The sequence below is a fragment of the Pantoea sp. M_10 genome, from assembly GCF_008631515.1.
In the GTDB taxonomy this organism is placed as follows: domain Bacteria; phylum Pseudomonadota; class Gammaproteobacteria; order Enterobacterales; family Enterobacteriaceae; genus Pantoea; species Pantoea anthophila.
On record NZ_VWUL01000003.1, the window covers coordinates 532,112 to 546,308 of the forward strand.

At 55.8% G+C, this 14,197-nt stretch carries 11 protein-coding genes; 9 read left to right on the forward strand and 2 right to left on the reverse strand.

Annotation, left to right across the window (positions count from 1 at the left end; genetic code table 11):
- Nucleotides 1-5 precede the first annotated feature (5 nt).
- Together glnD and map are read right to left on the reverse strand one after the other, a co-directional pair.
- Nucleotides 6-2,660, reverse strand: a complete 2,655-nt coding sequence (gene glnD / locus F3I47_RS12265) for a bifunctional uridylyltransferase/uridylyl-removing protein GlnD (RefSeq protein WP_150028609.1) — start codon at nucleotides 2,658-2,660, stop codon at nucleotides 6-8.
- Between the two features lie 66 nt (nucleotides 2,661-2,726).
- The gene (gene map / locus F3I47_RS12270) at nucleotides 2,727-3,521 is read right to left on the reverse strand and encodes a type I methionyl aminopeptidase (protein ID WP_009091999.1); all 795 of its coding nucleotides are present in this window, start codon (nucleotides 3,519-3,521) and stop codon (nucleotides 2,727-2,729) included.
- Nucleotides 3,522-3,838: 317 nt separating this feature from the next.
- Between map and rpsB the strand changes: the two genes are divergently transcribed.
- From rpsB to bamA, 9 genes are all read left to right on the forward strand, one after another.
- Nucleotides 3,839-4,564: a 30S ribosomal protein S2 gene (rpsB, locus tag F3I47_RS12275; protein ID WP_009091997.1), complete on the forward strand. Its 726-nt coding sequence runs from the start codon at nucleotides 3,839-3,841 to the stop codon at nucleotides 4,562-4,564.
- Between the two features lie 181 nt (nucleotides 4,565-4,745).
- On the forward strand, nucleotides 4,746-5,597 hold the full coding sequence (tsf, locus tag F3I47_RS12280; protein ID WP_009091996.1) for a translation elongation factor Ts: 852 nt from the start codon (nucleotides 4,746-4,748) through the stop codon (nucleotides 5,595-5,597).
- Between the two features lie 157 nt (nucleotides 5,598-5,754).
- Entirely contained in the window at nucleotides 5,755-6,480 is a 726-nt protein-coding gene (gene pyrH, locus F3I47_RS12285; RefSeq protein ID WP_009091994.1) for a UMP kinase, read from the forward strand.
- A 143-nt stretch (nucleotides 6,481-6,623) separates the two neighbouring features.
- Nucleotides 6,624-7,181, forward strand: a complete 558-nt coding sequence (gene frr / locus F3I47_RS12290) for a ribosome recycling factor (RefSeq protein ID WP_009091992.1) — start codon at nucleotides 6,624-6,626, stop codon at nucleotides 7,179-7,181.
- 111 nt (nucleotides 7,182-7,292) lie between these two features.
- Nucleotides 7,293-8,489 (forward strand): 1-deoxy-D-xylulose-5-phosphate reductoisomerase, encoded by a 1,197-nt coding sequence (ispC, locus tag F3I47_RS12295; protein WP_150028608.1) that lies wholly within the window; start codon nucleotides 7,293-7,295, stop codon nucleotides 8,487-8,489.
- Nucleotides 8,490-8,670: 181 nt separating this feature from the next.
- On the forward strand, nucleotides 8,671-9,423 hold the full coding sequence (ispU, locus tag F3I47_RS12300; RefSeq protein WP_009091989.1) for a (2E,6E)-farnesyl-diphosphate-specific ditrans,polycis-undecaprenyl-diphosphate synthase: 753 nt from the start codon (nucleotides 8,671-8,673) through the stop codon (nucleotides 9,421-9,423).
- 18 nt (nucleotides 9,424-9,441) lie between these two features.
- Nucleotides 9,442-10,299 (forward strand): phosphatidate cytidylyltransferase, encoded by an 858-nt coding sequence (cdsA, locus tag F3I47_RS12305; protein WP_009091988.1) that lies wholly within the window; start codon nucleotides 9,442-9,444, stop codon nucleotides 10,297-10,299.
- Nucleotides 10,300-10,311: 12 nt separating this feature from the next.
- Nucleotides 10,312-11,661, forward strand: coding sequence for a sigma E protease regulator RseP (gene rseP / locus F3I47_RS12310; protein WP_009091986.1), 1,350 nt, complete (start codon nucleotides 10,312-10,314; stop codon nucleotides 11,659-11,661).
- A gap of 51 nt (nucleotides 11,662-11,712) precedes the next feature.
- Nucleotides 11,713-14,124: an outer membrane protein assembly factor BamA gene (gene bamA / locus F3I47_RS12315; protein WP_009091984.1), complete on the forward strand. Its 2,412-nt coding sequence runs from the start codon at nucleotides 11,713-11,715 to the stop codon at nucleotides 14,122-14,124.
- The last annotated feature ends 73 nt before the right edge of the window (nucleotides 14,125-14,197 follow it).

Here is a 14,197-nt window from a genome sequence, read left to right on the forward strand (position 1 = left end):
TCTGGTCACACTTTATCGTTTGGATTAAGGGCCTCTGTCAACCGTTGTTGCAATGCTTTGCGCATTTCTTCGTCCAGCGCCTGCCGCTCACTGTTGGCCAGAATAAAGAGATCTTCGACCCGCTCGCCGATGGTGCTGATGCGCGCGCCATGCAGTGAAACGCCGAGATCGGCAAAGACTTCACCAACCCGGGCCAGCAGACCCGGCTGGTCCAGCGCCACCAGTTCCAGATAGCTGCGCCGGTCGGTGTGGGTCGGCAGGAAGTTGACCTCGGTGTCCACACTGAAGTGCCGGAGTTTGGCTGACGGTCGGCGGGTGCGCGGCGGCACCCACTGCGACTGGGTTATCGCCTGCTCCAGCGCCTGAATGATCATCGGATGGCGATCCGGGGAGAGCGGACTGCCATCGGGTTCCAGCACAATAAAGGTATCCATGGCCATGCCGTCGCGGCTGGTGAAGATCTGAGCGTCATGGACGCTGAGATTGCGGCGGTCCAGTTCACCGGCGACAGCGGCAAACAGGTGGGGGCGATCGGGGCTCCAGATAAAAATCTCCGTTCCGCCGCGCGTGGCCTGCGGGCTGACCAGCACCAGCGGCTTCTTCAGGTCATGCACCAGCAGATGGCGGGCATGCCAGGCGATCTGATTTGGCGTATGGCGCAGGAAGTAGTCAGCGCGGCAGCGGTTCCAGATCTGATGCAGGCGCTCCTCATCTATATTGTCCATCCGCAGCAGCGCCAGCGCCTGCAGACGATGATGGCGCACCCGCTCGCGCAGATCCGGACTGTTCTCCATGCCACGACGCAGCTGCTTCTCCGTGGCGAAAAAGAGTTCGCGCAGCAGGCTCTGCTTCCAGCTGTTCCAGAGGCTCTCGTTGGTGGCGCAGATATCGGCCACCGTCAGGCAGACCAGATAGCGCAGCCGGTTTTCGTTCTGCATCACCTCCGCGAACTGCTGGATGACCGTCGGGTCCTGAATGTCGCGCCGCTGAGCCGTGACCGACATCAGCAGATGATGGCGCACCAGCCAGGCCACCAGCTGGGTTTCCCGCGAGTTGAGGCCGTGCATCTCCGCGAAGTCGAGCGCGTCCTGTGCGCCGAGAATCGAGTGGTCACCGCCGCGCCCCTTGGCGATGTCATGCAGCAGCGCGGCCATCAGCAGCAGCTCCTGCTGAGGCAGGCGCGGCCACAGCTCGACGCACAGCGGATGCTGCGGACGGGTGGACTCGCTGGCAAAGCTCTCCAGCTTCTGCAGGACACGAATGGTGTGCTCATCCACGGTGTAGGCGTGGAACAGATCAAACTGCATCTGGCCGACAATATGGCCCCACAGCGGCGTATAGGCCCACAGCACGCTGTGGCGATGCATCGGCACCAGCGCCCGGCTGACCGCGCCAGGGTGGCGCAGAATCGACATAAACGTGCGGCGCGCCTCCGGGATCTGGCACAGCGGCTGTTTCAGGTGGCGGCGGGCATGGCGCAGGTGACGCAGGGTGGTGGAGTAGATGCCTTTGATGTTTTCGTTGCGCACCATGACGTAGAACATGCGCAGGATCGCCTGCGGCTCACGGGTGAACAGCGTTTCATCACGCAGGTCGATCAGGTCGCCACGCAGCTGAAAGTCGTCATCGACAGGTCTGGGCTTCTCATTGGTGGAGAGCGCCAGAATCGCCTCATCAAACAGCTGTAACAGCATCTGGTTCAGTTCACCGATGCGTCGCGTACCCCGGTAGAAATCCTTCATCATCCGCTCGACCGGCTCGTTGCCTTCGCCCTGATAGTTCAGGCGCTGCGCCACGCTGAGCTGGCGATCAAACAGCAGGCGGTTATCGTAGCGGGGCAGTGAGAGGTGCAGCGCAAAGCGGATGCGCCAGAGAAACGCCTGACATTCGTTGAGTTCGCTGCGCTCTGCCTCAGTGAGAAAGCCAAAGCCGACCATCTCATCCAGCGTGGTGGCACCGAAATGGCGTCGGGCGACCCATTGCAGCGTATGAATGTCACGCAGGCCGCCGGGGCTGCTTTTAATATCCGGCTCAAGGTTGTAGCTGGTGCCGTGATAACGTTTATGGCGCTCCTGCTGCTCTTCGATTTTGGCGGCAAAAAAGCGGGATGAGGGCCAGAAGCCGTCGCTGAAGACGTTCTTCTGCAACTCCAGGAACAGCGCCACGTCGCCGGTCAGCATGCGTGACTCAATCAGATTGGTGGCGACGGTGAGGTCAGATAACCCCTCCAGCAGACACTCCTCCAGCGTGCGCACGCTGTGGCCCACTTCCAGCCGCAGATCCCACATCAGGGTCAGCAGTTCGCTGGTGCGCTGCGCCGCCTGCTCATCCAGCGGCTGACGGCTGAGGATCAGCACATCGATGTCGGAGAGCGGGTGGAGTTCGGCCCGCCCATAGCCGCCCACGGCCACCAGCGCGATGGCGGGCATCGCATCGAAGCCAAAGAAGCGCCACAGGCGGCGCAGCAGCCGATCGATAAACAGCGTGCGGGCATCAATCAGCTGTTCCACGGCTTCACCGGCGTCGAATGCTGCAGCCAGATGCTGCTGGAACTGCTCCAGCCGCGGCTTCAGCAGCTCGCGCGTCAGCTGATCGTCACCCCATTCGGCCGGTGAATCGACCAGACCGTTTTTTACCTCTTCCGACAGGCTCACGCTCATGCTGCTCTTCTCTTTTTTAGCCAAAAAAAAGCCGGCACGTGGCCGGCTTGATCTCTATCCGGGGAATTACCCCTCGGCGACGAGCACAGCAGGCAGCGTGTCGTCTTTGCGCAGGGTTAAAATCTCGCAGCCGTTTTCCGTCACCACAATAGTATGCTCATACTGCGCGGACAAGCTGCGATCTTTGGTTTTTACCGTCCAGCCATCTTTCATGGTGCGGATGCGGTAATCGCCGGCATTGACCATCGGTTCAACGGTAAAGGTCATGCCCGCCTGCAGCACGACGCCGCTGTCATCCGCATCGTAATGCAGCACCTGCGGCTCTTCGTGGAACCCTTTACCGATGCCGTGACCGCAATATTCACGCACCACGGAGAAGTCATTGGCTTCTACATACTTCTGGATAGCCCGGCCCAGCTCGCGCAGACGGATACCTGGCTTGATCAGACGCAGTGAAAGATAGAGGCTCTCCTGGGTCACGCGGCAGAGGCGCTCGCCCTGAATGGTCGGTTTGCCGACAATAAACATCTTCGAGGTATCGCCGTGGTACTCATCTTTGATCACGGTGACGTCAATGTTGACGATATCGCCATCCTTTAACGGGCGATCGTCGCTCGGGATACCGTGGCACACCACTTCGTTTACCGAAATGCAGACCGACTTTGGAAAGCCGTGATAGCCGAGGCAGGCAGAGACAGCCTGCTGCTTTTGGGTAATGTGATCGTGGCAGATGCGGTCCAGTTCACCGGTGGTCACACCCGGTTTAACGTGCGGTTCGATCATCTCCAGCACTTCGGCGGCCAGGCGGCCCGCGACGCGCATTTTTTCGATTTCTTCAGCTGTTTTGATTGAAATTGGCATTAAATTAATCCGCATTTGTCGAAATTTTCGACAATAATAAGTTCTGTACTGTCATGTTAGCAGCCAGAAAATGGGCTGCCAAATAGAGAACGCGCTGGTTTCCGTCAGCGATCATTTATTGGCGTCCCCCGGCGGTTTGTGGTATAAAGCGCGCCGACGATTCTCTGTATGGCCGTTTTGGTCAGCAGGAAACGCATAACTCTCATTATGTGTAATAAAACACACATGTATCGACACATACGCCGGGGTGCCTTGAAAGAGGTCGGTCGTATGGGATACATGGAGGCCCAACCCCAAATCAAATTTCAGAGGTAATCATGGCAACTGTTTCCATGCGCGACATGCTCCAGGCTGGTGTTCACTTCGGTCACCAGACCCGTTACTGGAACCCAAAAATGAAGCCATTCATTTTTGGTGCACGTAACAAGGTTCACATCATCAACCTGGAAAAAACCGTTCCTATGTTCAACGAAGCTCTGGCTGAACTGAACAAGATCGCTTCCCGTAAAGGTAAGATCCTGATCGTAGGTACCAAGCGCGCTGCTGCTGAAGCGGTAAAAGAGTCTGCACTGAGCTGCGACCAGTTCTTCGTAAACCACCGCTGGTTAGGTGGCATGCTGACTAACTGGAAAACCGTGCGTCAGTCAATCAAGCGTCTGAAAGATCTGGAGACTCAGTCTCAGGATGGTACTTTCGACAAACTGACCAAAAAAGAAGCGCTGATGCGTGCGCGTGAGCTGGCCAAGCTGGAAAACAGCCTGGGCGGTATCAAAGACATGGGCGGTCTGCCAGACGCGCTGTTTGTTGTTGATGCTGACCACGAACACATCGCAATCAAAGAAGCAAACAACCTGGGTATCCCGGTATTTGCTATCGTTGATACCAACTCTGATCCAGATGGCGTTGATTTCGTTATCCCAGGTAACGACGACGCAATCCGTGCTGTAAGCCTGTACCTGAATGCCGTTGCGACCACCGTTCGCGAAGGCCGTTCTCAGGATCTGGCTGAGCAAGCTGAAGAAGCGTCTTTAGAAAACGCTTAATAAGGTTTGCTCTGCATAAGAGCCCTTAGTATTCAGATGTGATCTGTAAGGGGCCTGTACTGGCCCCTTTATTTTATCTAAGTCTGTAACGCCCCCTGTCGGACGGCGGGACAGAGTAAATTTTCCGCAAATAAGTGTCTGCTGGTGCACATGTACTCAGGCACGAACCGAGGATTCTGGAATGGCTGACATTACCGCTGCATTGGTAAAAGAACTGCGCGAGCGTACTGGCGCTGGCATGATGGACTGCAAAAAAGCGCTGACCGAAGCGAACGGCGACATTGAGCTGGCGATTGAGAACATGCGTAAGTCTGGCGCAATCAAAGCAGCGAAAAAAGCAGGTAACGTTGCGGCTGATGGCGTGATCAAAACCAAGATCGTTGGCGACTACGGCGTGATTCTGGAAGTAAACTGCCAGACTGACTTCGTGGCAAAAGATGGCGGTTTCCAGGCATTCGCAGACAAAGTTCTGGACGCGGCTGCAGCCGATCGCGTAACCGATGTAGAAGTTCTGAAAGCGCAGTTCGAAGAAGAGCGCGTTGCACTGGTTGCTAAAATCGGTGAGAACATCAACATCCGTCGCGTCGCAATCCTGGAAGGCGCAGAGCTGGGCAGCTACCTGCACGGCGCACGTATCGGCGTACTGGTTTCAGCGAAAGGCGCTAACGAAGATCTGATCAAACAGATCGCTATGCACGTTGCGGCAAGCAAGCCTGAATTCGTTAAGCCAGAAGACGTTTCTGCTGACGTGGTTGAGAAAGAGTACCAGGTTCAGCTGGACATCGCGATGCAGTCTGGCAAGCCAAAAGAGATCGCAGAGAAGATGGTTGAAGGCCGCATGAAGAAATTCACCGGCGAAGTCTCTCTGACTGGTCAGGCTTTCGTTATCGACCCAAGCAAAACCGTTGGCCAGGCTCTGAAAGAGCAGGGCGCTGACGTCATCAACTTCATCCGCTTCGAAGTGGGCGAAGGCATCGAGAAAGTTGAGTCTGACTTCGCTGCAGAAGTTGCAGCCATGTCCAAGCAGTCTTAATGCTCTGAAAGAACCGCCAGATGGCGGTTCTTTTTTGTCTGTGAACCGCAACAGACACATTTTCAGTTTCATCCCAATAGCAATTTCATTGCGGTAAGCGGATGATCGATCACAATTTACTTCTCCTTTACACCCTATCTTCCAGGAAGAACTGACCATGGCGACCAACGCAAAACCTGTTTATCAACGTATCCTGCTTAAACTCAGCGGTGAAGCCCTGCAAGGCGCTGAAGGTTTTGGTATCGACGCGAGTGTGCTGGACCGTATGGCACAAGAGGTAAAAGAGCTGGTTGAGCTGGGCATCCAGGTTGGCGTTGTGATCGGCGGGGGTAACCTGTTCCGCGGAGCGGGCCTGGCACAGGCCGGGATGAACCGCGTTGTGGGTGACCACATGGGGATGCTGGCTACCGTAATGAACGGCCTGGCGATGCGTGATGCGCTGCACCGCGCCTATGTGAATGCCCGCCTGATGTCAGCGATTCCACTGAATGGCGTCTGCGATAACTACAGCTGGGCAGAGGCGATCAGCCTGCTGCGTAACAACCGCGTGGTGATCTTCTCCGCCGGTACCGGCAATCCGTTCTTCACCACCGATTCTGCGGCCTGCCTGCGCGGCATTGAGATCGAAGCGGATGTGGTCCTGAAAGCGACCAAAGTGGATGGCGTCTATTCCGCCGATCCGGTGAAAAACCCGGATGCGACCCTGTATGAGCAACTGACCTATACTGAAGTGCTGGATCAGGAGCTGAAAGTGATGGATCTTGCGGCCTTTACCCTGGCGCGTGACCACAAACTGCCTATCCGTGTTTTCAACATGAATAAGCCAGGCGCGCTGCGTCGCGTAGTGATGGGTGAAAAAGAAGGCACCCTGATTACGCATTAATACCCGAGGCGAGATAAAATAAGGTATATTCTGTCAGCGCGATGATGACGCATCGCGCACCAGTCAGGATTATCGATGATTATCGATCCCGCTTCCGGCCAGGCCGGAACTGGCCAGGTCAAACCGAATCCAAGGGTTTCAACGTGATTAACGACATCAAAAAAGATGCTGACACGCGCATGGAAAAATGCGTTGAAGCATTCAAAAACACCATCAGCAAAGTGCGCACGGGTCGTGCTTCCCCTTCGCTGCTTGACGGCATCGTCGTCGAATATTACGGCACGCCGACGCCACTGCGTCAGCTGGCTTCCGTCACTGTGGAAGACTCACGCACGCTGAAAATCAACGTGTTTGATCGCACCCTGAGTGCGGCAGTTGAAAAAGCGATCATGAAGTCCGATCTCGGTCTGAACCCAAGTTCAGCCGGCAGCGACATCCGTGTTCCGCTGCCTGCGCTGACCGAAGAGCGTCGTAAAGATCTGATTAAAATCGTGCGCGGCGAAGCCGAGCAGGGCCGCGTGTCGGTACGTAACGTCCGTCGCGATGCCAACGATAAAATCAAAGCGCTGCTGAAAGATAAAGAGATCAGCGAAGACGACGAACGTCGTGCGCAGGATGAAATCCAGAAAATGACGGATGCTTACATCAAGAAAGTGGATGCTGCACTGTCAGAAAAAGAGACGGAGCTGATGGATTTCTAATCCCATCGCTGCCGGAAAAAACGCCGTACAGAGAGGTATTCGTATGAATGCGACATCTGGCGGCGTTTTACATTGTGCCTCTGTGCACGCTGACTTCACACGGATAGCTTCATGAAGCGATTAACTCTGCTGGGATCAACCGGCTCAATCGGCACCAGCACGCTGGCGGTGGTTCGCGCCAATCCGGCGCTCTATCAGATTACAGCACTGGTGGCCGGTCATAACGTGGCGCTGATGGCCGAACAGTGTGCAGCCTTTACCCCGCGCTACGCCTGCATGGCAGACGAAGTCTCCGCTGCTGCGTTGCGTGAGCGACTGAGAGCAATCAGGGTCAATACTGAAGTGCTCTCCGGCGTTCAGGCAGCCTGTGAGCTGGCCGCGCTGGATGAAGTGGATCAGGTGATGGCGGCGATCGTTGGCGCCTCCGGCCTGCTGCCGACGCTGGCAGCCATCCGTGCCGGAAAAACCGTGCTGCTGGCGAACAAAGAGTCCCTTGTCACCTGCGGCCGTTTGTTTATGGAGGCCGTGCGTCATCATCACGCACAGTTACTACCGGTCGACAGCGAGCATAACGCCATTTTTCAGAGTTTACCGGCTACCATCCAGCATCAGTTAGGTTACGCTGACCTGCGGGATAATGGCATCGAGTCGATTATCCTTACGGGATCAGGTGGTCCTTTTCGTGACACAGATTTAGCCGATCTCAGCGCCATGTCGCCCGATCAGGCCTGTGCTCATCCGAACTGGTCGATGGGGAGAAAAATCTCTGTCGACTCGGCCACCATGATGAATAAAGGTCTTGAGTACATTGAAGCCCGTTGGTTGTTCAACGCCAGCGCAGCGCAGATGGAAGTGATACTCCACCCGCAGTCGGTGATTCACTCCATGGTGCGATACTGCGATGGCAGCGTGCTGGCTCAGTTAGGTTCACCGGATATGCGTACGCCCATTGCTCACAGCATGGCCTGGCCTTCGCGCATCAATGCAGGCGTGACGCCGCTGGATTTCACCCGCATGTCGGCGCTGACGTTTGCTGAACCTGACTTTAATCGCTACCCCTGTCTGAAGCTGGCCATTGATGCCTGCGAAGCAGGGCAGGCGGCCACCACCACGCTCAATGCAGCCAACGAGGTTGCCGTTGCGGCTTTCCTGAATCACCAGATCCGCTTTACCGACATCGCTGCGCTGAACAGTGCGGTGCTGGCGGCACAGGTGTGTGCGGAACCGGATTCGGTGGACGCTGTCCTTGAAATCGATCGCTCTGCGCGCGCGCGGGCAACAGAAATGTTGTCGCGCTTCACGTCGTGACGCCGATCGATATGAGGCCATTTGTTCGCTTCAGGTGAAAATGGTATAGTCGCTGGCTCGCGTTTCACGGTCTGTCACCGAATTCGGTGTGGCCCGACACTGAGAATCTGTCGGGATTTGAATCGGGCGCAATGTATTCAGAAACCACAGCATTTCTGATGAAAGGAATTGGTTAAGCGTTATGTCGTCTAACAATCACAACAACACTGATGACCAGCAGGGAAACGGTCCGCGCCACGTCGCTATCATCATGGATGGCAACGGTCGCTGGGCCAAAAATCAGGGAAAATTGCGCATTTCAGGCCACAAAGCGGGCGTCAAATCGGTACGTCGTGCCGTTAGCTTTGCTGTCAGCAACAATCTCGAAGCCCTGACGCTTTACGCCTTCAGCAGTGAAAACTGGAGCCGTCCGGCGCAGGAAGTCACCGCGTTAATGGAACTGTTTGTCTGGGCACTCGACAGTGAAGTGAAGAGCCTGCACAAACACAACGTCCGGTTACGCGTCATTGGCGATACCAGCCGTTTCAGCCCGCGTATTCAGGAACGTATTCGCCGTTCTGAGACGCTGACTGCAAATAATAGTGGCCTGACGCTCAACATTGCTGCCAACTATGGCGGCCGTTGGGATATTATCGAAGGCGTGAAAAAACTGGCTGAACAGGTTCAGGAAGGCTTACTGCGTCCTGACCAGATTACCGAAGAGAGCCTGACGTCGCAGCTCTGTATGCAGGAGCTGGCGCCAGTGGATTTAGTGATAAGGACCGGGGGAGAGCATCGGATTAGCAACTTCCTGCTGTGGCAGATTGCCTATGCTGAATTCTATTTTACCGATGTGCTCTGGCCGGATTTCGATGAACACGTTTTTGAAGGTGCACTGAATGCATTCTCTCTGCGGGAGCGTCGTTTTGGCGGCGCTGCACCAGGCGGCGCCTGAGCAATCTGGGGGTAACCTTTGCTGAAGTCTCGTCTGATTACCGCGTTAATTTTAATTCCGCTGGTAATAGCTGCACTGTTCTGGTTACCACCTGTGGGTTTCGCAATTACCACCATCATTATCTGTATGCTGGCCGCCTGGGAATGGGGTCAGCTGGCAGGGATGGCATCCCGTCAGCAGCGCGTCTGGCTGGCGGTTCTTTGTGGTCTCTTACTGGCCCTGATGCAGTTTACCCTGCCTCCTTATCAGCATGATGTACATCTGCCGCAGGTGGCGACATCGCTCTGGGCGTCGCTGGTGTGGTGGGTCGTTGCGCTGCTGCTGGTTCTCTCCTATCCCGCTTCGGCCGCCTTCTGGCGCCATTCACGTCCGCTTCGCCTGCTGTTTGGTCTCTTAACCCTGGTGCCTTTTTTCTGGGGCATGATGGCGCTGCGCCAGTATCACTATGAAACCGATCACTTTGCCGGGGCCTGGTGGCTGCTGTTTGTCATGCTGCTGGTGTGGGGCGCGGATTCAGGGGCCTACATGTTTGGCAAGATGTTCGGCAAACACAAGCTGGCGCCAAAGGTCTCACCGGGTAAAACCTGGGAAGGTTTTCTGGGCGGTCTGGTCTCTTCCGCGCTGATTGCGCTGCTGTTCGCAACGCTGGCCCCTCTGACGGTGTCAGCTGGCACGCTGGTGGTCTGCGCGGTGATTGCGACCCTGGCGTCGGTGCTGGGTGATCTCACCGAAAGTATGTTCAAACGCGAAGCGGGCATCAAAGACAGCGGTAATCTGATCCCCGGTCACGGCGGGATTCTGGATCGCATTGATAGTCTGACTGCGGCAGTGCCGGTGTTTGCCTGTTTATTGCTGCTGGTGTTTCGCACCCTTTAAGGACAGGCAAAGATGTTGAGCATAATCTGGAGTTTTGTCGCCTTTATCGTTGCGCTGGGCGTGCTGATTACCGTCCATGAATTTGGCCATTTCTGGGTCGCCCGTCGCTGCGGCGTCAAAGTTGAACGCTTTTCCATCGGTTTCGGTAAATCACTCTGGCGGCGTCGTGACCGCCAGGGCACCGAGTTTGTCATCGCGCTGATTCCCCTTGGCGGCTACGTGAAAATGCTCGACGAGCGTGTCGAAAGCGTGCCCGCCGAACTGCGTCATCAGGCTTTCAACAACAAAGCCGTCTGGCAGCGCGCTTCCATCATTGCGGCGGGTCCTGTCGCTAACTTCCTCTTTGCCATCTTTGCCTACTGGGTTGTGTTTATTCACGGCGTGCCGGGTGTGCGCCCGGTAATCGGTGAAATTTTAAACGGTTCGGTCGCGGCGGAAGCGCAAATTGCACCCGGTATGGAACTTAAGGCGGTTGACGGTATCGAAACGCCTGACTGGGATGCTGTGCGGATGGCGCTGGTGGGTAAAATCGGCGACAGCAGCACAACCCTGACGGTGGCACGATTTGGCGAGGACGCGACCCAGGAGAAACAGCTGGATTTGCGTAACTGGCAGTTTGAGCCAGACAAGCAGGATCCGGTTGTCGCGCTGGGCATCCGGCCACGTGGTCCGCAGATTGAGACCACGCTGGCAGAAGTGCAGGCGAACTCGCCAGCCAGTGAAGCCGGTTTGCAAGCTGGCGACAGGATCGTTAAAGTCGATGGTCAGCCATTATCGCAGTGGCAGACTTTTGTCACGCAGGTCCGGGATAACCCGGGCAAAAGCATGGCGCTTGAGGTGGATCGCGGCGGTGATGCAATTACGCTGACCATGACGCCAGAAGCCAGATCGGGCAGCAAAGGCGAAGGATTTGCGGGTGTTATCCCGCGCATTGTCCCGCTGCCGGAAGAGTACAGAACGGTAAGACAGTATGGCGCGTTTGCGGCTATCGGTGAGGCCAGTGTAAAAACCTGGCAGCTGATGAAGCTTACCGTTTCTATGCTGGGCAAGTTAATCACGGGTGATGTGAAGCTGAACAACCTGAGCGGGCCAATCTCGATTGCGCAGGGTGCAGGGTTGTCAGCAGAGTATGGGTTGATTTACTACCTGATGTTCCTGGCGCTGATCAGCGTCAACCTGGGCATCATCAACCTGTTCCCATTGCCGGTTTTAGATGGTGGGCATCTGCTCTTCCTGGCGATCGAAAAGATCAAAGGTGGACCGGTGTCCGAGCGAGTTCAGGACTTTAGTTATCGCATCGGTTCGATTTTGCTGGTGCTGTTAATGGGGCTTGCACTTTTCAATGATTTCTCCCGTTTGTAACCGCTGGAACGCGAACATTCAGGGGATGTGTTAGGAAAACGCATAATAACGATGGCGATGAAAAAGTTGCTCATAGCGTCGCTGCTGTTTAGCAGCGCCACCGTTTACGGTGCAGACGATTTCGTGGTGAAGGATATTCATTTCGAAGGGCTGCAGCGAGTCGCCGTCGGCGCGGCTCTGCTGAGCATGCCAGTTCGGGTTGGCGATACGGTGAATGACGATGATGTCAGAAACACCATTCGCTCACTGTTCGCGACTGGCAACTTTGAGGATGTTCAGGTCCTGCGAGACGGTACAACGCTGATTGTCCAGGTCAAAGAACGTCCTACCATTGCCAGCATTACCTTCACCGGTAACAAAGCGGTGAAAGAGGATCAGCTGAAACAGAATCTGGAAGCCTCCGGTGTGCGTGTCGGCGAAGCGCTTGACCGCACCACGCTCTCTTCTATCGAAAAGGGCCTGGAGGATTTCTACTACAGCGTCGGTAAATATACGGCCAACGTGAAAGCGGTGGTCACGCCTCTGCCGCGTAACCGTGTCGATCTGAAGCTGGTCTTTACGGAGGGTGTCTCTGCCAAAATTCAGCAGATCAACATCGTCGGTAACAAGGCGTTCAGTTCTGATGAACTGATCTCCCGCTTCCAGCTGCGCGATGAAGTGCCATGGTGGAACGTGGTCGGCGACCGTAAATACCAGAAACAGAAACTGGCCGGTGACCTCGAAACCCTGCGCAGCTTCTATCTGGATCGCGGCTATGCCCGCTTTAATATCGATTCGACCCAGGTCAGCCTGACGCCGGATAAAAAAGGCATCTACATCACCGTCAACATCACTGAAGGCGATCAGTACAAAATCGCCGGCGTGATCGTGAATGGCAGTATGGCAGGCCACTCAGCAGAGATTGAACATCTGACCAAAATTCCGGCAGGCGAGCTCTATAACGGCGCCAAAGTCACGAAGATGGAAGATGACATCAAGAAACTGCTAGGCCGCTACGGCTACGCCTATCCGCGCGTCGTGACACAGCCTGAAATCAACGATGCTGACAAGACCGTCAAACTGCACATCAACGTTGATGCCGGTAACCGCTACTACGTGCGTCACGTTCGCTTTGAAGGTAACGACACCTCAAAAGATGCGGTGCTGCGTCGTGAAATGCGTCAGATGGAAGGGGCCTGGCTGGGCAGCGACCTGGTCGAGCAGGGCAAAGAGCGTCTGAACCGCACCGGTTACTTTGAAAACGTCGATGTGGATACCCAGCGCGTGCCAGGTTCACCAGATCAGGTTGATGTGGTCTACAAGGTTAAAGAGCGCAACACCGGGACCTTCAACTTCGGCGTCGGTTACGGCACCGAGAGTGGCGTAAGCTTCCAGGTCGGGGTCACGCAGGATAACTGGCTGGGCACTGGTAATACCGTTGGCATCAGCGGCACCAAAAATGACTACCAGACCTATGCCGAGTTCTCGCTGACTGACCCTTACTTCACCGTGGATGGGGTGAGTCTGGGTGGTCGTCTGTTCTATAACGACTTTAAAGCGGACAATGCCGACCTCTCTGACTACACCAACAAGAGTTATGGTCTGGATGGCACGCTGGGCTTCCCGGTTAACGAAAACAACACTCTGCGTGTCGGTCTGGGCTATGTCCATAACGACCTCTCCAACATGCAGCCGCAGGTGGCGATGTGGCGTTATCTGGATTCAGTCGGCAAGCCGCAGCAGCTGGACGATAAAGGCGAATTCTCTGCTGATGACTTCACCTTCAACTACGGCTGGACCTACAACACGCTGGACCGTGGCTTCTTCCCGACGGCGGGTAACCGCACCAACCTGAACGGTAAGGTGACGATTCCTGGCTCAGACAACAGCTTCTACAAGGCCACGCTGGACACCCAGCAGTATGTGCCGATTAACCAGGATCACACCTGGGTGCTGTTGGGTCGTGGCCGTGTGGGTTACGGCGATGGTCTCGGCGGCAAAGAGATGCCGTTCTATGAGAACTTCTACGCCGGTGGTTCCAGTACCGTTCGTGGCTTCCAGTCCAATACCATTGGTCCGAAGGCTGCCTACTACAATAACAACTCGTCGAATTGCCGCCTGGCCGATCCGGATGGCATCTGTAAGTCTGACGATGCGGTCGGCGGAAACGCCATGGCGATTGCCAGCCTGGAGCTGATCACGCCAACGCCGTTCCTGAGCGAGAAGTATGCCAACTCGGTACGTACCTCGGTGTTTGTCGATACCGGTACCGCATGGGATACCCACTGGGAAAACACGGCCGAAACTCGTGCGGCGGGCATTCCGGACTACAGCGATCCTAACAATATCCGCGTTTCAAGCGGTGTTGCGCTGCAGTGGATGTCACCGCTCGGCCCGCTGGTGTTCTCTTACGCCCAGCCGATAAAGAAAGTGGATGGAGACAAGTCAGAGCAGTTCCAGTTTAACATTGGTAAAACCTGGTAATGATCTGAGCATGGATGCATAGCTGAAGTCTTGCTGCCGGACAGCGCAGGCTGTTCCGGGGCAAACACTGTGT